Source organism: Psychrobacter immobilis (assembly GCF_904846235.1).
Classification (GTDB): domain Bacteria; phylum Pseudomonadota; class Gammaproteobacteria; order Pseudomonadales; family Moraxellaceae; genus Psychrobacter; species Psychrobacter immobilis_C.
The window spans coordinates 17935-35618 of sequence record NZ_CAJGZN010000012.1 but is presented as its reverse complement, the minus strand read 5'-3'; the positions used below and the strand labels follow the sequence as shown (position 1 = coordinate 35618).

The following is a 17684-nucleotide window of genomic DNA, read 5'->3' as shown; positions in this document are numbered from 1 at the left end:
AAATTAAATTAATCAGGTTAGCTATCAAGCCAGCCTTGTTGTTTGGCAAATGCTAGCTGCTCGGGCGTATCAATATCGTAGCTAAGTTGGTCATTATCGACCTCACCTATTTGATCAGCGGGCAACCCTCTAATGAGGTGACGAAGCCCTTTATCTCCTATCAATTCTGACTGCCACTGTCTAAGCAATTTATAGTTAACTGCTAAAGGCAGACCTATAATATCAGACACCGTTTGATCTCGATTTTGATGTTTCGCTAAATCTTGCCAACTGTGATAGCGACTGGCCACTACCGTCTGCTTGCCCGCTAGCAAAGCTGTTAAATGTAGCTTATCTAACAATACTTGATCGACTCCCATGATGAGTACTTGATCGATTGAAGTCGATTCAAAAGCAACAATTGTCTCAATACCCAAACGTAAACTATGCGCCATACCAGTATCAGCTTGTGAGTTCACCACTATTTGAACCGTTGGATATTGATTGGCCAACTCTGTCATCATACTAGCAATCAAACGATGGTTATCAGGAATGACAATGACAATAACTTGCGGATTGGTCGTTATTGCCAATCGAGTCATATCAGTAATCAACGGCTCGCCATTCTTAATGAGTAGCTGCTTAGGTTCACCGAGACGCTGACTGAGACCACTTGCCAAGATAATGACCGCATGGTTTTGGCTATGCTGTTCAGTACTTTTTGTGTGTTCAGCACCTTCTGTAAATGCACGCTTACTCATACGCCACTCTGGACAATATTGGCATCCGTATCGTTACTCACCGCTGGGATATTTGAAACATTGTTATATGAACCATTTACTGGAGCGTCTTGATTGTGCATGACCGCATTAATCTCTGCCATGATGCCGAGCGCAAGTGCCTCAGGGCCGTCTCCACCCAGCTTATAACCAATCGGATAATGCAGTTTATGAATGCCCGCTTCTAACATAGTAGGATTGCTAATATTCGTGCTGATTTCATTAATCAAGCGTTCGGTACGATAGCGCGGCCCTAATTGTCCTAAGTATTTATAATTGTCTGGATGCTTGAGCATTATTGCTAGCCGCGCGCGATCTTGACTCAAGCTGTGTGACATCAGAGCAACTGCTGCGTTGTTACTGAGCTCCAGCAAAGTCTCACTGTCGTCTAAAGATAGCGACATTACAACGTCCGCTTGAGGAAACCGCATACGCGTCGCATATTGCGCGCGGCTATCTACAACTGTCACATGCCAATCTTGTAGTTTAGCCATCGTCACTAGTGGCATCACGTCGTTACCTGCCCCGCAAATCAATAGACGTAATTGTGGTTGCAGGCGTTGCACAAGCCACTCTGTTGTTACCTTACCGTTTTCCACTATCACATATTCGGCATTTTTATCAGACAGCTTATATTCTGCTAATTCTTCTACAGTATTGGCAAGTATGCTTGAAAAAGTTGTTTTCCCTAGTGCAGAAACACTTCCCAAATTGCAGTATTCACCTAAATTAATACGCATCCCAATTTGCAAATTACCACTGTCTTGCAATATAGAACCTTGATGCTGATAGTCGTTAGCACGAATCAAAGTCGCTACAATAATCGGCTGCTGAGTACGTCGAACATTACGGACTGTCTCTAGCAATGGCGTAGCTGTCATTAGTCGCTCAAACAATACGTGCACTCGCCCATTACAGCCCAATCCAAAATTTAGCTCATCAAAGTCTGCTTCATCTAAACCGCCATCTAAGCCGCTATTTAAATTGCTATCTGGCTCATCATATATATCAGACTTAGTTTGCTTCACACCTGCTTGCGCTTGGCCATCGTCAGCATATTTAATATCATCACCCGTCTGATAAACTTGCACATTGGCACCGTTACGAGTAAGCCAAAAGGCACGTTTGATAATATGCGGCTCCAAGCAACCACCACTAATCATCCCAACTGAGCGACCATCCTCACAGATGAGCATCATCGCGCCAGCACGGCGATATGCTGAGCCTTCAGTACGTACCACCGTTGCCAATACAGCATCAATACCTTGTTGCTTAGCTTTGATTGCTAGCTTAAGAATGTCAGCGACCTGATTCATAACGCCTCTTATTTGGTAGTTATTTTCTTGAAAATGACGAAATATACTGCTGATTGAGTTATAAAAACCCGCTCATTAAGCGGGTTCCTGTCGTACATATGGCTCAAAAAATTACTCTGGCATCTCGTAAAGTAGCTTATCAAGCGTAATCGGAAAATCATAAACACGTACGCCAACTGCGTTATAGACAGCATTAGCAATCGCGGCGGCAGCGCCAGCAATAGCTGTCTCACCAATACCCTTGATATGCATTGGGTTGGTACAAGGATCATCCTCTTCGACCAATATCACATCTAACTGTGGTACATCGGCATTGACTGGCACATGATATTCAGCGAGATCATGGTTACACATGCGTCCGTCACGTTTATCGTGGATGACCTCTTCCATCAACGCTGAGCCAATACCGAATACCATGCCACCATAGCATTGCGAAGTCGCTGTTTTATGGTTAAGAATACGACCTGCGGCAAATGCGCCTGTCATGCGTTTTACTCGAATCTCACCAGTAACTTTATGAACAGCTACTTCAGCAAAGTTTGCACCAAAAGAAGACTGACGATACTTTTTACCATTTTTACCTGGCTTTATCTGTCCTTTGGCACTGACTTTTTGCTCCTCGTAGCCTGCGATCACGTCAGCAAGCGCATATGATTCTGTATTGTCAAAATCATATTTTTCTGATGCTGTCTGTTCTTCTAATACATTCTCTGAAAATGAGACTCCGGTCGTTTCAGATATCTTATCAATAGTGCTATCAGCAAACGCTTGACCGTTCTCTTTGGCTGCCTCTATTGTAGTCAGATCATGCTTGCCTACTTGCTTAATTTGACCATTATCTAGCTGAATCGTATCAGGGTATAGACCGACTTTTTCTGCTAGCATCTCACGCAGCTGCTCACAAGCAAGGTATACACCACTACCTGCACTCGCTGCGCCCCAACTACCACCAGAACCAGATGCAGGTGGTAAGGCACTATCGCCTAACTTCATCTCGATATGGTCAATAGGTAGTCCTAATAAATCTGCAGCTACCTGAGAAAACACTGTATAAGACCCTGTACCAATATCTGTCATATCTGTCTCAATAACCGCTTTGACACCGAGCGCTTTTGACTTATCGATTTGCAAAGTTGCGCGCGCTTCAGAAGACTGTAACTGATTACCACGTGCGGCCGCAGCCATGCCTGTGCCTATCCACCAGTCGCCTTCTAATTGACTGGCAGGTTTTGTGTTGCGCTGACTCCAACCGAAATGCTCAGCACCTTGCTCCATACAGGCAATCAGCTGGCGCGTCGAAAATGGAATGTCTTTACTAGGGTCTTTTTCGGGTTCATTAAGGCGGCGCAGCTCTAGAGGATCAAGGTCTAACTGCGCAGCCAATTCATCCATTGCACATTCAACGGCAATCATACCGACCGCTTCACCAGGCGCACGCATCGAACCTGATAGCACTTGGTTCATGTCGACCATTTCATAATTTACACGGCGGTTTTTACCACTATATAGATAGTGCGTAGACAAGGCAGTTGGCTCAAAGAACGCCTCATCTGGCAAATTGCTAGAAATAGTATCGTGAATCAACGTATCGATAACGCCATTTTTATCGCAGCCAATTGCAATGCGCTGACGAGTATTTGAGCGTCTGACGGTTGCTTCCATCACCTGTGGACGGGTCATGGTAATCAATACTGGACGACCAAGCTCTTTTGACGCAATGGCAGCGGCAATAGATTCAGGGGCAATACCGAGCTTACTACCGAACCCACCACCCACATAATATGCGATTAGCTGAACTTGATCTTTGTTTAGATCTAGCGCATCCATCACTTGCTGCTTACAAGAAGCTAGCATTTGATTAGAAGTATAAAGTATCAGCTTATCTTCTTCCCAATGCGCCAACGTCGCATGTGGTTCCATCGCCGCACTGTTTTGACTTGGCGTATGATAGAAGCGATCTAGTGTTACCTCAGCATCAGCTAGACCTTGCTCAGGATCGCCTTGGACATAATTTTTGTCAGAGCCTTTTTTTTCATCGACTTCATGAGCGTTGGACAACTCTTTAGTAAAATTTAATGCTGCTTGGTCAGTTTCATCTTTATAAGTGACTTTAAGCGCATTTGCCCCTTCTGTTGCTGATTCAAAGGTTTCAGCGATGACCACCGCAATAGGTTGACCATGATAAAAGATCTCAGTCGCTCCCTGCTTCGGGGCTTTTTTTAGTCCGCCTTGCTGAGAATTACGCAAGAAATGCTTAGGATCTGTCACGACCTTGATAATATTAGGAATGCCATCTAAAGAACTGCTATCAATATTTTCGACTTGACCTTTGGCAATGGTCGCACCGACTAAAACACCGTACGCTTTGTTATCTAAGTGAATTTCGGCACTGTAAGGCGCTTGCCCACTAACCTTCAGCGAGCCGTCAACACGGTTAATTGGCTTACCGACCAGTTTGCTCGCTGTTGTGCTAAACAAAGACTCAACAGGTTCATCCATGGTCATTTTTTTGGTCGGTTCTGACTGAGTGATTGATTCAAATAATGACATGATTATGCTCCCTCGCCCGCTAGTGCGCGCTGAATGACTTGTTTTAGTAGGCGACGCGTCAACGGTATCTTAAAGTCGTTTTGACCATTACCTTTGGCATCATTCAATAACAGATCAGCGGCTTGCGCGATAATGTCATTATTGCCATCGGTATCCGTTAAAAGTGCCTCAACTTCTTCATTACGCCATGGCTCCGTACCGATACCACCAAATGCCAATCGTACCGTTTTTAGATTACCGTTATCATCAGCGTCTATCACTGCGGCACAGGACACGAGCGCAAACGCATATGAGGCGCGATCTCGCACTTTGTCATAGGTGTGCATACCTTTGATAGGCGCAGGTAATACAACATGAGTGATTAACTCCCCTGCCTCTAATACATTTTCGATATGCGGCGTCTCTTTCGGTAAGCAATAAAAGTCTTTCACATTGATGGTACGAGTCGAGCCGTCAGCTTTGACTGTCTCAATAGTGGCATCCAGCAAGCGCATGGCCACTGCCATGTCAGATGGGTGCTGAGCAATACAGGCATCACTCGTGCCTAGAATAGCCAGCGTACGGTTCTCACCATTAATAGCAGGACAACCTGTGCCCGGTTCACGTTTGTTGCATGCGCTATCTGTCTGATAAAAATAGTAGCAACGGGTACGCTGTAAGAAGTTACCGCCAGTCGTTGCTTTATTGCGCAACTGACCAGTCGCCCCTGCCAAAATCGCTCGGGATAATACTGGGTAATTTGCAATAACTTTAGGATGAGCCGCCAAATCACTATTGGTCACAAGCGTACCGATACGCAAACCACCATCAGCAGTAGATTCAACTTGCTCTAATTCTAAGCGGGTAATATCGACCAATTTAACTGGCGTCTCAATCTCTAGTTTCATCAAGTCTAATAAGTTGGTACCGCCTGCGATAAAAGACGCATCCTCAGTACTGGCAGATATTGCCGCTTGCTCTGGTGCATCAGCACGACTGTATTCAAAGCGTTTCATGAGCGGCCTCCTGTTGTAGCAGTTGCTGTCTTGTTATTCGCTGAGGTCTTACCAAGTTGCGCCTCGCTCGGTGGCGGCGACCAAATACCTGTCACGCTTGAGTTTTGCACTGTATTGTCTGCTTTTTGAGTACTAGGCTCTTGTGTTTGACTATCTGATACCTGGCTTTCAAGCACTTGTGAAATGGCTTTGATAATATTTGGATAAGCTGAGCAACGGCAGATATTACCGCTCATGCGCTCAGCAATTTCTTGTACAAGGAGACCATCAGGATTTTTTAAGTCGGTGCTGACATGGCTTGGCCAGTTTTGCTTCACTTCTTCTATCAATGCGGTGGCTGAACAAATCTGACCAGGCGTACAATACCCACACTGAAAAGCATCATTGTCTTTAAATGCTTGCTGCAATGCCGATAATGACTCTGGCATTCCAATGCCTTCGATCGTTGTGATGTCATCACCATCATGCATAACAGCGAGCGTCAGACAAGAATTAACCCGTCGTCCATTGATGAGCATGGTACATGCCCCGCATTGACCATGGTCGCAGCCTTTTTTGGGTCCAGTAATTTGTAGGTGCTGACGACAGACGTCGAGCAGTGTCGTACGGGCGTCAAGATTTTCAAGCTGATAATCTTGCTTATTGATTGTTAAGGTCAAAGTAGACATGCTGGCTTCTCGCTGGCAGATGAACATAATAGAATGGTGAAATACGCTTCAAAATGACAGCGTCAATAAATTTATTATGACGTATGAAAACAGTTGTTTTGTTTTTACTTTGTAGGGATTCCAGTGTAGTTTCTAATCTGCGAGAGTATCGAAATGTTAGCGCTGCTAATAGGTGGTATATTTTTTATCCTTAGTTTTTAACGTTATTTCAAAGTAAATCTGGCTAAAAAAAGCCCCATAAACAGTCAGTTTATGAGGCTCTTGAATAGACTTTTTACATATAGTATTTAGTAGATATGTCTATTAAAAATGTTCTTTGCTTAGATAATAACTGGCTAGGCTTTCGTGATAATCGTTTCTTCATCAAAACGTGATTTTGGCAGCTCAGCGTTAAAGTCCTCTTTACTACGATAACCAAGCGACACGACCGCCACAGCGGTGTAGCCTTTACTACGTAAATCAAACTCTTCATCAAGTGCTTTTAAGTCCGCTCCTTCCATCGGCACCGCATCAATACCTAAGGTTGCAACCCCTAGTAGCAGCGCGCCCATATTAAGATACAATTGCTCTACCAACCAATGTGGCTCGTCCTTTTGCTCATAACGACGAATGTCCAAAAACATTTTACGCGTCTGATGCATTTGCTCTTTAAATTTTGGCTCTGCAAAACGACCATCTGCATCTTCTTTTTCTAAGATGTCATCAAAAACTCATCATCAGCATAGACACGGCCACAGAATACAATGACGTGCGAGGCACCTTTTACTTTGGCATCGTTGAACTCATACATGCCCTCAGTGCCTTTTGAGATTCGGGCTTTACCAGCTTCATCATCAGCAATCACAAAATGCCAAGGTTGAATGTTGGTACTCGAAGGACTGAGGCGCAAAATATCCTTTAGACTTTGGAAGTCTTCTGCTGAGATTTTCTTATTGGTATCAAATTCTTTTGTACTATAGCGCCAGTTCATTGCTTCAGTGATATTTTTCATCTGTGACTCCGTTATCGATATTAGTTTTTTATTCTTTCTTAGAATTTTTCTTCTTCGATTGCCATTTAACGAAACCACTTTAAATAAAAAGCTATTTTATGACCATGCCTGCTTGGTTAAGTATTCGTAGGTTTTGTTATGACTGAGTCAGCGTATTGCAAAAACGCCTACTTTCTTATTAGTAATGATTACAATTACGCTACCGAATTGGCGACGCCAACTGCGCAGACTACATTGTAATCACTTAGCCATTCTCTTAGTATGAACTGACTTGATATATGGTAACCAGTTATAGTTGTCTGATAACTAGGTATATCTGCTTGATTCCAACTGATATGCCTCTATCCATACATCCCAAACAAAACATAAATAATAATACCCGCGAGGAAATATGAGCACATCAGAAAAACCACTCCGAATAGATATCGTCTCAGATGTCGTCTGCCCTTGGTGCGTCATCGGTTATCGCCAATTAGCAGTAGCACTTGAGCAAACCAATACCGCTCACACTATCCACTGGCATCCGTTTGAGCTAAACCCAAACATGCCAAGCGAAGGGCAAAACCTACGTGAGCACATCATCGAGAAGTATGGCTCTACCAAGCAGGAGTCAGATGCTAGCCGAGTCAGAATGACTGAAGCTGGACAGGAAGTTGGCTTTGAGTTTAACTTCAATGATGACACACGTATGCACAACACCTTTAATTTGCATCAGCTGCTACATTTCGCTGATCAGCAAGGCCGCATGCATGAGCTAAAGCAAGCCTTGTTTGCCGCGCATTTCACCAATAACAGAGATATCTCAGATATCAATGTGCTTGCCGATATTGCAGCAGAGACTGGGCTTGATCGTAGTGAGTCATTAGCAGTGTTGGAAGGTCAATTCTTTGCAAAAGAAGTACGAGCAGAAGAGCAGCATTGGCAACAGCAAGGCATCCAAAGTGTACCAGCGATTATCTTTAATGAGCGTCATTTGGTCAGCGGTGCGCAAGGGGTCGAGAACTACATCAGTATATTAGAGCAATTGGCCAACATGACTGAGTAAACCACTTGACGTTATAAAAATGTCACTCTATAAAAGGATACTTTATGTCTTCTGAACGCTTTCCCTCGATTATTGTGTTCGACGTCAACGAAACACTGCTCGATATCGACACGCTAACGCCTTTATTCATACGCGTCTTTGGCAAGCAAAGAGTACTGCGAGAATGGTTCGCTCAGCTAGTACTGTACTCGCAAACTATGACGTTATCCGGTCTCTATACGCCTTTTGGTGAACTTGGCGTTGGTGCTCTGCAAATGGTTGCTGATATCAGACAAGTGACTTTGACAGATGCTGATATCAATGAGTTCAAAGAAAGAATGAGCGCGTTACCGGCGCATCCTGATGCAGCGCCAGCACTGACTCGTTTGCGCGATGCAGGGTTTCGACTGGTCACGCTGACCAATTCAGCAAGCAGTGCGTCCCCAACGCCATTAGAAAAAGCAGATCTCAGTCAATTCTTTGAGCAGCACTTTAGTATTGAGACTGTTGGCAAGTTCAAGCCAGCACCTGAGACCTACCAAATGGTAGCTGATACGCTTGCTGTTGATACGTCCGATTTATGCCTTGTTGCCTGTCACCTCTGGGATACTATAGGTGCACAAGCGGCAGGTTGTCGCGCGGCCTTTCTCACGCGACCGTATAATGCAATGCTGAACGCGCCCAATGTACCAGTTCCTGATTTGACCGCATCAGATTTATCGACACTAGCGGATCAAATCATTAGCAAAAAGAATGCTTGATACATTTAACCACTAAGCTATGTCTGCAAATAACATTAAAAAAGGCTGCTTCAATACTGAAGCAGCCTTTTTGTTTTTAATAAAGCATTTCTAAGACAATAATGTCTTTGTTGATTACTCTGAGAAGTGTACAACTGTACGGATACTTTCGCCTTTATGCATCAAGTCAAACGCTTCATTGACGTCTTCTATCGGCATCGTATGAGTGATGAAGTCTTGTAAAGGAATCTCCCCTGCTAGATAGCGCTCGACATAACCTGGTAGTTCTGTACGACCTTTTACACCGCCAAATGCGGAGCCCTTCCAGACTCGACCCGTCACTAACTGGAATGGACGGGTTGAGATTTCTTGTCCAGCACCAGCCACACCGATGATGACTGACTCGCCCCAACCTTTGTGGCAGCACTCTAGCGCTGAACGCATAACATCGACATTACCGATACATTCAAACGAATAATCAACACCGCCATCGGTTAGCTCAACGATCACTTCTTGAATTGGTTTATCGTAATCTTTCGGATTGATGCAATCGGTTGCGCCTAGTTTTTTAGCTAACTCAAACTTGCTCTCGTTAATATCAATCACAATGATACGGCTGGCTTTTGCCATAGCAGCACCGATGACTGCGGATAGTCCAATGCCGCCTAGACCAAAGATAGCAACGGTAGCGCCCTCTTCAACTTTTGCTGTATTCATGACTGCGCCCATGCCGGTAGTCACGCCGCAACCAAGCAAGCAAACTTCTTCTAATGGCGCTTCTTTATTGACTTTGGCTAATGAGATTTCTGGTAGCACCGTATATTCAGAGAACGTTGAGCAGCCCATGTAGTGATAGATAGGCTCACCGTCTTTATAAAAACGCGTTGTGCCATCTGGCATCAAACCCTTACCTTGAGTCTCGCGCACTGCCGAGCAAAGATTGGTTTTACCTGAGCGGCACATTTTACAAACGCCGCATTCCGCCGTGTACAACGGAATGACATGGTCGCCGACCTGAACACTGGTCACGCCTTCGCCAACTTGTTCAACGATACCGCCGCCTTCATGACCCAAGATCGCAGGGAACACGCCTTCTGGGTCTTCACCAGATAAGGTAAAAGCGTCTGTGTGACACACACCACTGGCAACGATTTTTACCAACACTTCACCTTTGCGTGGCAGCATGACGTCCACTTCTTCGATAGATAGCGGCTGCTTTGGACCCCACGCGATGGCGGCTTTTGATTTAATAAATTTATCTGACATAAGAATCTCTCTTTTTAATTGATTGTTTTTTATAGGTAATGACATAACAGTTTTACGATAAGTGCAAGCCATTCTAGTCACTTGCTAACGCATTTTATGGCTTCTGGCGTTTACTATATCTATAGTTAAAACAAATAAAGATAGACTGAGCTTATCTTGCCTGCCCTCTATAGGCAAGCATCGATGACAGTAAAACACCATCTGTTTACATTGATACTAACCATTATATTTATTTCTGAGCGGATAACAATATGCTATATTTGCAAATATCTTTTACATATTGGTAATAATCATGCGCTGGGAAGGGATTAGTGAGTTTGTGTATGTCGCAGAATATGAGAGCTTTACACGTGGTGCAAAAGAGTTGGGTATCTCGACTGCACAAGTCAGCCGTCAGATCAGCGCGTTAGAGAAACGTTTAAATATAAAGCTGCTATATCGAACCACACGCAAGGTCTCACTGACCGAAGAAGGCCGAGTATTCTATCAGCATTGCCGCAGTGTGCTCGATGGTTTGGATGCCGCTGAGCAAGCCGTAAGTAACTTACAATCAAAGCCCCAAGGCAGGATAAAACTAACAGCGCCCGTTACTTATGGTGAGCAGCAGTTATTACCACTGATCAATGATTTTATGATGCAGTATCACGATATCGAAGTGACTGCCTTTTTGAGTAATCAGAAAATTGATTTGATTGAAGGGGGTTATGATTTGGCCATTCGTATTGGCAAATTGCATGACTCGACGATGATGGCAAAGAAACTTAGCCTGCGTACTAACTTTGTCTGCGCGGCACCCTCTTATCTAAAAAAACACGGCGTACCACACCATCTAAGTGATTTAAGTCAACATAACTGCCTATTGGGTACTCGTGATTACTGGCACTTTATAGATACTGCTAAAGTAAAAGAGAACAGTCATACTCATGGTAAGACGGACAACCAACAAGCAAGTATAGAGCGGAACCTGCGTGTCTCTGGTACGGTGCAATATAACAGCGGCTATAGTCTGGTCGATGCTGCACTAAAAGGGCTGGGTATCGTACAGCTGCCTGATTATTATGTACAAAAGTATTTAGCGTCCGGCGAGTTGGTCAGTTTACTTGATGACTATAGAGAGCCCGAAGAAAGCATTTGGGCTATTTATCCGCACAACCGTCATTTATCACCAAAAATTAGGCTGCTCGTAGATTATTTGGCAGAACATTTGGTTTAACGTTCTGTTAAGACGTATTGCAATCACAAAACTGATTACGCACAATGAATATTCGATGTTGCTCATTATAGTTAGGACTGACCATACTACAGACAACTTATAGGTGTAATTATGATTAAAATCGTCTCTATCGCTGCCCTAGCAGTGGCCGTTTCCTCTTGTGCCAGTATCGATACGCTGCTGGATAAAACCAAGAGCACTGGTGCTATGACAGACACCACAACCTCTATTAGTGCCGAAAAAGGCTTGGTAACTATGCAAAGTGATCACTCCGTTCAAGATACCGCAGACAAACTGGTCTCAGTCATCGAAAGCAAGGGTATGAAAGTATTTGCACGAGTCGATCATCAGAAAAATGCACAGAGTATCGACTTATCATTGAGACCAACGCAAGTCGTTATGTTTGGCAACCCTAAAGCGGGTACGCCATTAATGAACTGTGAGCAAACTGTTGCCATTGATTTGCCGCAAAAAATCTTAATTAGCGAAGATGCCGATAAAAAAGTATGGCTGTCATACAACAACCCTGACTACCTCAAGACACGTCACAATATCAAAGGTTGCGATACCGAGATTGCTAATATCTCAAAAGCACTTAACGCTATCAGTACTGCAGCAATAGCAAAATAATGCGATCGATATAGTTGAATAAATATACATTCGAGTAAATAAGTGAAATGTGCTACGGAAGTATTACTTATTTACTTAAAAAGCTTTCATATCAAGAATGACTAGATTGCTCTATCTGGTCATTCAGCTCTAGTTTTAATTTCTTTGCACACTCAATAATCTTTTTTCTATCGGCAGGAATAGCACCTTGTGCAATAGCGATTTCACGCATTTGAACCGTGATATCATAATGAGGATAGCTAGCATTACGATGAAATAGACGCGCATCCACATTAATAAATGCCGCAAAATCATGCAGCTCTTGCAAGCTATCCGCCAGCATATGACACCACTTATGGCCTTTGAATTTTATCTGCACAAAATCTACATATATCGCCATATAACCGCCTCTCTACTTATCCACTAATTCGCTTATCTAACTTGTCGTCAGTTCAAGATACCTTAGCAACTTAATAACACTATCACCCAAAATCTCTATAACAATGCGCGTACATCTTTTTTAAGTTGTTTGAGTCGTTCTTGATATTCACTATGACTGCTATCAAATGTACTCAGTCGTCCATAGCGTAACTGACGGTAGTTTTGTCTAATTTCAATAAGCTTTGTCTGAATAACGATTGGGTCGCTACTATCTGTTAGCTGACTTGTAGCAGAGTGAGCATTGTTATCTTTACGGCTATCAATAGCTGATGCCAAACGTTCCAGCCAAGCTAGCTGCCCCTCATTATCATTGCGAGCTAATAACTTATCATGTTTGGCAACACGTTTTGAGAGCTGAGCAAGAGGTAGGTCTGCTGGGTGCCAGCGTTTGCGGCGGCGATACCAAATGACAAAAACTAAGATAGCCATAACGGAAACCGCACTGGTGGCTAACCAAGTGATTTGCTGCATGATTGAGCTGATATTGAACCATTTGAGTAGCGAATCTGCCTGTTTGTCTTGGTCATAGCCGACTACGTCTTTTTGCCAGTAGTAGCTCGCTTGGTCTGATAGGCGGCGTAGCGTTTGTAGCATTTGATACTGCTGATAGCTGATTTGTGCACTGGCGCCATTGCCAAACATAGCCGCCCCTTGCTGCTGGGTCATCGTATTCATACCTTGCTCTACTCGCTCAGGCGCCACAAAGGCTGTCGGATCCACACGTACCCAGCCTTGGCCCTCAAGCCAAACCTCAGTCCATGCATGCGCATCCATTTGCCGCACTTCCCATACGTTACCATTACGACTTGGCTCACCGCCTTGATAGCCCGCTACTACTCGTGCAGGAATGCCAGCGGCGCGTAGCATAAAGGTAAAGCTTGACGAGTAATGCTCACAAAACCCTGCTTTGGTTTCAAATAAAAATTCGTCAATGCGATTGGTGTTGAGCCGTGGTGGCGACAGCGTATAGCGAAACTCGGTTCGATTGATCCATTGCTCAATAGCCGCTATGTAGCGCACAGGGTCTGAACCTGACTGCTCAAATAATTGCTTAGCAAGCGCGCGCGATTGAGGGTTACCTTCATTAGGCAAGGCAAGGTTCTCAAGTCTTGATGCCTCTGTCAGAACTGGATCAATACGCATCTGTGCAAACTGCAATACATCATAGCGAAGCTGCTGCGTAACAGGTTGATCCTTTGATAAGGTAAATTCAGAGGTAGTATTGATATCTGGCTGCTGGGAGAACGGATAATCAAGACCAAATAGCCAGTTTTGCTGAGTGGGTTCTAAGATAACCTTGTAATTGACAGGTGCCGCCCTTGATTCATCAGGTACTGTAGCAAAGGCATTCTGAATCCATGCAGGTGCTTGCAATCTCGACGACCATTGATCCTTTTGAGGGGCCGGACGCCATGTAACCCCATCGAAATCACTAAATACCAAACCGCGCCAATACAACTGCTGTTGCGGTGGACGCTCATCAGCAAACTCTACGCGAAAGGCTAGCTCAGTTGACTGCCCTAAATTGGCAAAATCACCAGGAGACATGCTATCAGACACACCTGTAGTAGCTTGCTGACCGGAGAGCTGTACAGACCACAGTGGGGGCAGTCTCGGAAAAAACAAAAATAGCACCACCAATAATGGCAAGGCGCCAACCCCTAACACGCCCAATGTCCGCAAGCGTCCATTACCGCTAGTATTGCTATCATCATTAAGCGCAATAAATGCTAGCAATACAATGACTGCGCCAACGATCACTTCTAAAGTAGTCAGTAAACCTTGGTCCATCAAAAACAATGCCGCAAGCACGAACAATGATAGATTCAACACTACATAAGCATCACGGCGCTTATACAGCTCCCACAGTTTGCTAACTAGGCATAGCACTAGAAATGCCACACCCATATCGAGCCCAAATGCTGTATTGTAGGTTAGCCACAGACCTAATAGCCCCAGCAGAAAGCCTAGCATTTGTACACTTTGATAAATACGCTTTAGGTGCGATAGTTTTTTGAATTTAGCTTTGATATAAGGCAATTGAGCGGCGATACTGACGGCGGCAAATCCTATCAACCATAATGGTAAATGTGCGGCATGCGGTAACACAACGACGACTTGGGCAATTAATACCCAATAATAAGCTGGCAGTGCAAATAACTTACGATACCATTTATCGTCATTTCGCTCAGGTCGAAACGAGACTTTTTGACCTAAAGCCAACTGCTCAAAGCTAGCCCTTTTTGTAGCATCGACCGCAGAATACTCTGTGGACAGTGTATCAACATCAGCAGAAGATGAGCGTTTAGAGTTGGTCATGGTGCTTTCGCAAGCCTTAGCAAGCATGCTTGCGCAAAGGATTCCCCGTTACCCATCTCCGCAGTAGCAGGAGTATCACTAGGTAAACGCATTTGAAACGGCACGCCTAGCTGACCCAGCGTCAATGCCCCATAAGCCAATTGTGCAAGTCTTTGCTCGTGATGTGCAGCTGGCATATCTGCATAATCAAGCGTTTGCTCATGACCGACCGGATCAGCGAAGTGCTTGGTTAGCATACCTTGTCCCCGCGCCACATGCCCCCAAGAGACTCGGGCCAATGATTCACCCTCGACATAGTTATCTAGTCGCTCAAAGTCGTCCTGACCCTGTCTATACTGTCCACCTGTTGGTAAGTCCTCTAAGCTTGCGATTGCATATTTTGCTTGCCAGTCAAAGACTTCAGGCTTTGGATATACCCAAGCTGTACGCGCAAAGTAAACATAAGACCATGCACGCATGATACCTAGAGGATAAACTGTTTTTATTTTTAACCGCGGCAGTTCAAGCTGACCACGAGTATTGGTTTGAATAGGCAGTCGGATGACTTGCTCACCTTGTAATCGCGTGATAAGCACTGAACTTTGCGCATTTATGCCATTTTTGGTTTTCTTATTGGTTATCAGCTCAAATTCAAATAGCAACTGACGCCGTGGTTGGCGACTATCACTATTTAGTTGTAGCGTCACCCAAACAGGCAAGCCTGCTTCTGTCATAGTGACTTCTAACAGACGCACTTGCAGACCAGATATATGAGCAAAAGTAACATGAAAACTAATTAGCCAAATACTGACCAGATAAAAGCACAAACCAAGCACCAAATTGTTGCCATAGTTGATACCTGCGATAAAGGTAATTACTAACAATACGGCGAATAGCATCCCTTCACGACTAAAGAAAATATAGACATTGCGCAAATTAAGCGTAGCACTGTCACTCTTAGGTGCGCGCGCGGCAAACCAGCGGCTCAGAGCTAATTTTATTGGTGCGGTTAAGGCCTTTGGTAACAAGCTCATGACTACCCTATTATTACCATCTGATTGACAATGCTGTCGGTATTTGTATTTATATCTGACTGACAAACAAACTCACGAATAGAACGACATAGTTGATTCCGGACAATTAGAATACAAGAAAAGCGGGCGAAAATACCGTAAATAGTGAACTGAGTGACTTTGATATTTCGTTATGAGTTATATAGCTTTGACTGTGTGTAGAACTATATTTCAGCGATGTAGTTAATCAATAGGGTCAAACAGCATATTAGCTGCTAAGCGACGACTGACACTTCTGCTAGGATGCGTTGGGCGATGGTTTTTGTTGCTTGACCACCAGTCACATGCGCAGGTACGAAACGCTGACCGAGGCGATGATCAGTGACCGCAGCAAACACCGCTTGAATATCTTCAGGGGTCACTTCCATATATCCCGATACATAGGCATGCGCTTGGGCAGCACGCTGTAGCGACAACACGCCGCGAGGCGATAAGCCATGATACTCTTGGCTTGCACGAGTTTTTGCAACCAGTCTTTGCAAATAATCCAGTACTGTATTTGCTACATAAACTTGCCTGACAGCGTGCTGAGCCAGTAGTACAGCTTCAGTATCAAGTACCGTATTCAAGTCTTTGAGTAGCTCGCGACGGTCCTTACCTTTTAGCAGCTCACGCTCTGCAGCAGGCGATGGATAACCCAATGATAAACATAACAAGAATCTGTCTAACTGCGACTCTGGGAGCGGATAGACACCTGCTTGTTGCAATGGATTTTGGGTGGCAATGACAAAGAACGGCTGCGGCAAAGGATAAGTCTGGCCATCTTGCGTGACTTGGCGCTCCTCCATCGCTTCAAGTAACGCACTCTGCGTTTTGGGACTGGAACGGTTTATTTCATCAGCAAGTAATAACTGAGTAAAGATAGGTCCCGGACGAAACTCAAATTGCTGTTTACTTTGGTCGTAGATGCTCATACCTAAAATATCAGCAGGCAACATATCATTGGTAAATTGCACTCGGCTAAAGCTCAAACCTAATAACTGTGCCAAGCCCTGTGCCAAAGTCGTCTTACCCATACCAGGCAAGTCCTGCAATAACAAATGACCGCCCGCTAATATACAACTGAGCGCTAGCCTAACTGCTTGCGGCTTGTCCAATACAATCTGATTTAATTGCGCTAACAGCTGTGCAATTTTCTGCTGATTGCGTTGAAAATCAGCCGTACTAGGGATGGACTGGCTAAGCGGATTCGCTGTTCTCTGAGAGATGGATAATGATCTATCGTTAGCTGCATGGGTCATAGTAGGTTGTTGGCTCATTTTTTAGGTCATAGCGATGATAAGTCAGTTCACATCATCTGTAACGGTTGGTGCAGCGGCACGGAGCGTAGATAAATAAGCAATGATATCGGCACGCTCTTTCGCATCTGGCATCGGGTCAGACAGCATTTTGGAGTCTGGCATGGCTTTTTGGGCATCTGCAATATATGGATCGAGTGTCTCTGCGTCCCACACCCAACCTGAATCTTCTAGTCCTTTGCTGTAGGTATAATCTTTTAACTCGGCAGCCGGCGCACCGTATATATTCATTAATTGTGGGCCTTTCTTATTCAGGCCCGCATTACGTTGGTGACATTGACCACAGGCATCTTTATAAATTATCGAGCCGTTGTCTGCATCGCCATCAGTATATAAGGGTAGAGTCACAGGAGCACGGTGGTCAGGTGGTGTTTTCTCACAAGCTGTGAGCAACAGAACAGCAGCCAAAAGGCTGCTCATTTGATATCTATTGATAAGGGACAT

General features: G+C 44.4%; 17 protein-coding genes. 4 read left to right on the top strand and 13 right to left on the bottom strand.

Annotated elements, in window-relative coordinates; translation table 11 throughout:
- Positions 1 to 17 precede the first annotated feature (17 nt).
- The 7 genes from JMX07_RS09180 to JMX07_RS13685 form a co-directional block, all read right to left on the bottom strand.
- A complete protein-coding gene (locus tag JMX07_RS09180) occupies positions 18 to 740 on the bottom strand; it encodes a nucleotidyltransferase family protein (protein WP_201607573.1) in 723 nt (240 codons plus the stop codon).
- Complete coding sequence (locus tag JMX07_RS09175; RefSeq protein ID WP_201607571.1) at positions 737 to 2074, bottom strand: XdhC family protein; 1338 nt, start codon at positions 2072 to 2074, stop codon at positions 737 to 739. The genes JMX07_RS09180 and JMX07_RS09175 overlap by 4 nt, the downstream gene beginning before the upstream one ends.
- 111 nt (positions 2075 to 2185) lie before the next feature.
- Positions 2186 to 4624, bottom strand: coding sequence for a xanthine dehydrogenase family protein molybdopterin-binding subunit (locus JMX07_RS09170; RefSeq protein ID WP_201607569.1), 2439 nt, complete (start codon positions 4622 to 4624; stop codon positions 2186 to 2188).
- Between the two features lie 2 nt (positions 4625 to 4626).
- The gene (locus JMX07_RS09165) at positions 4627 to 5619 is read right to left on the bottom strand and encodes an FAD binding domain-containing protein (protein ID WP_201607567.1); all 993 of its coding nucleotides are present in this window, start codon (positions 5617 to 5619) and stop codon (positions 4627 to 4629) included.
- Positions 5616 to 6287, bottom strand: coding sequence for a 2Fe-2S iron-sulfur cluster-binding protein (locus JMX07_RS09160; protein ID WP_201607565.1), 672 nt, complete (start codon positions 6285 to 6287; stop codon positions 5616 to 5618). Before JMX07_RS09160 ends, JMX07_RS09165 begins: the two co-directional genes overlap by 4 nt.
- A 335-nt stretch (positions 6288 to 6622) precedes the next feature.
- The gene (locus JMX07_RS13690; RefSeq protein WP_265088362.1) at positions 6623 to 6928 is read right to left on the bottom strand and encodes a nitroreductase family protein; all 306 of its coding nucleotides are present in this window, start codon (positions 6926 to 6928) and stop codon (positions 6623 to 6625) included.
- A gap of 50 nt (positions 6929 to 6978) precedes the next feature.
- The gene (locus JMX07_RS13685; protein WP_265088361.1) at positions 6979 to 7278 is read right to left on the bottom strand and encodes a nitroreductase family protein; all 300 of its coding nucleotides are present in this window, start codon (positions 7276 to 7278) and stop codon (positions 6979 to 6981) included.
- 391 nt (positions 7279 to 7669) lie between these two features.
- On the opposite strand from JMX07_RS13685, the gene JMX07_RS09150 reads away from it, so the two are divergent.
- Positions 7670 to 8323, top strand: coding sequence for a DsbA family protein (locus JMX07_RS09150; protein WP_201607564.1), 654 nt, complete (start codon positions 7670 to 7672; stop codon positions 8321 to 8323).
- 44 nt (positions 8324 to 8367) lie between these two features.
- On the top strand, positions 8368 to 9063 hold the full coding sequence (locus JMX07_RS09145) for a haloacid dehalogenase type II (RefSeq protein ID WP_201607563.1): 696 nt from the start codon (positions 8368 to 8370) through the stop codon (positions 9061 to 9063).
- A 114-nt stretch (positions 9064 to 9177) separates the two neighbouring features.
- On the opposite strand, the gene JMX07_RS09140 is transcribed toward JMX07_RS09145, so the two are convergent.
- Positions 9178 to 10308 carry an S-(hydroxymethyl)glutathione dehydrogenase/class III alcohol dehydrogenase gene (locus tag JMX07_RS09140; RefSeq protein ID WP_102093853.1) on the bottom strand — a complete coding sequence of 377 codons (1131 nt, stop codon included), beginning with the start codon at positions 10306 to 10308 and terminating at the stop codon, positions 9178 to 9180.
- A 292-nt stretch (positions 10309 to 10600) separates the two neighbouring features.
- Here JMX07_RS09140 and JMX07_RS09135 point away from each other — a divergent pair, with 292 nt between their 5' ends.
- On the top strand, positions 10601 to 11521 hold the full coding sequence (locus tag JMX07_RS09135; protein WP_102078348.1) for a LysR family transcriptional regulator: 921 nt from the start codon (positions 10601 to 10603) through the stop codon (positions 11519 to 11521).
- A 111-nt stretch (positions 11522 to 11632) separates the two neighbouring features.
- Positions 11633 to 12151: a DUF302 domain-containing protein gene (locus JMX07_RS09130; RefSeq protein ID WP_201607562.1), complete on the top strand. Its 519-nt coding sequence runs from the start codon at positions 11633 to 11635 to the stop codon at positions 12149 to 12151.
- 91 nt (positions 12152 to 12242) lie between these two features.
- Here JMX07_RS09130 and JMX07_RS09125 read toward each other — a convergent pair whose 3' ends face one another.
- The 5 genes from JMX07_RS09125 to JMX07_RS09105 all read right to left on the bottom strand — a co-directional run bounded on the left by JMX07_RS09125 (position 12243) and on the right by JMX07_RS09105 (position 17660).
- On the bottom strand, positions 12243 to 12530 hold the full coding sequence (locus tag JMX07_RS09125) for a DUF4031 domain-containing protein (RefSeq protein WP_201607561.1): 288 nt from the start codon (positions 12528 to 12530) through the stop codon (positions 12243 to 12245).
- A gap of 95 nt (positions 12531 to 12625) precedes the next feature.
- The gene (locus JMX07_RS09120) at positions 12626 to 14890 is read right to left on the bottom strand and encodes a transglutaminaseTgpA domain-containing protein (RefSeq protein WP_201607560.1); all 2265 of its coding nucleotides are present in this window, start codon (positions 14888 to 14890) and stop codon (positions 12626 to 12628) included.
- A complete protein-coding gene (locus JMX07_RS09115; protein WP_201607558.1) occupies positions 14887 to 15903 on the bottom strand; it encodes a DUF58 domain-containing protein in 1017 nt (338 codons plus the stop codon). Before JMX07_RS09115 ends, JMX07_RS09120 begins: the two co-directional genes overlap by 4 nt.
- A 254-nt stretch (positions 15904 to 16157) precedes the next feature.
- Complete coding sequence (locus JMX07_RS09110; RefSeq protein ID WP_227684747.1) at positions 16158 to 17201, bottom strand: AAA family ATPase; 1044 nt, start codon at positions 17199 to 17201, stop codon at positions 16158 to 16160.
- Between the two features lie 24 nt (positions 17202 to 17225).
- A complete protein-coding gene (locus JMX07_RS09105) occupies positions 17226 to 17660 on the bottom strand; it encodes a c-type cytochrome (RefSeq protein ID WP_224737767.1) in 435 nt (144 codons plus the stop codon).
- Positions 17661 to 17684 lie beyond the last annotated feature (24 nt).

Coding starts and splice junctions, on each gene's coding strand:
- JMX07_RS09135 (WP_102078348.1), top strand. CDS start 10,601: ATGCGCTGGGAAGGGATTAGTGAGTTTGTGTATGTCGCAGAATATGAG.
- JMX07_RS09115 (WP_201607558.1), bottom strand. CDS start 15,903: ATGAGCTTGTTACCAAAGGCCTTAACCGCACCAATAAAATTAGCTCTG.
- JMX07_RS09160 (WP_201607565.1), bottom strand. CDS start 6,287: ATGTCTACTTTGACCTTAACAATCAATAAGCAAGATTATCAGCTTGAA.
- JMX07_RS09110 (WP_227684747.1), bottom strand. CDS start 17,201: ATGAGCCAACAACCTACTATGACCCATGCAGCTAACGATAGATCATTA.
- JMX07_RS09150 (WP_201607564.1), top strand. CDS start 7,670: ATGAGCACATCAGAAAAACCACTCCGAATAGATATCGTCTCAGATGTC.
- JMX07_RS13690 (WP_265088362.1), bottom strand. CDS start 6,928: ATGCATCAGACGCGTAAAATGTTTTTGGACATTCGTCGTTATGAGCAA.
- JMX07_RS09175 (WP_201607571.1), bottom strand. CDS start 2,074: ATGAATCAGGTCGCTGACATTCTTAAGCTAGCAATCAAAGCTAAGCAA.
- JMX07_RS09145 (WP_201607563.1), top strand. CDS start 8,368: ATGTCTTCTGAACGCTTTCCCTCGATTATTGTGTTCGACGTCAACGAA.
- JMX07_RS09165 (WP_201607567.1), bottom strand. CDS start 5,619: ATGAAACGCTTTGAATACAGTCGTGCTGATGCACCAGAGCAAGCGGCA.
- JMX07_RS09130 (WP_201607562.1), top strand. CDS start 11,633: ATGATTAAAATCGTCTCTATCGCTGCCCTAGCAGTGGCCGTTTCCTCT.
- JMX07_RS13685 (WP_265088361.1), bottom strand. CDS start 7,278: ATGAAAAATATCACTGAAGCAATGAACTGGCGCTATAGTACAAAAGAA.
- JMX07_RS09125 (WP_201607561.1), bottom strand. CDS start 12,530: ATGGCGATATATGTAGATTTTGTGCAGATAAAATTCAAAGGCCATAAG.
- JMX07_RS09180 (WP_201607573.1), bottom strand. CDS start 740: ATGAGTAAGCGTGCATTTACAGAAGGTGCTGAACACACAAAAAGTACT.
- JMX07_RS09105 (WP_224737767.1), bottom strand. CDS start 17,660: ATGAGCAGCCTTTTGGCTGCTGTTCTGTTGCTCACAGCTTGTGAGAAA.
- JMX07_RS09120 (WP_201607560.1), bottom strand. CDS start 14,890: ATGACCAACTCTAAACGCTCATCTTCTGCTGATGTTGATACACTGTCC.
- JMX07_RS09170 (WP_201607569.1), bottom strand. CDS start 4,624: ATGTCATTATTTGAATCAATCACTCAGTCAGAACCGACCAAAAAAATG.
- JMX07_RS09140 (WP_102093853.1), bottom strand. CDS start 10,308: ATGTCAGATAAATTTATTAAATCAAAAGCCGCCATCGCGTGGGGTCCA.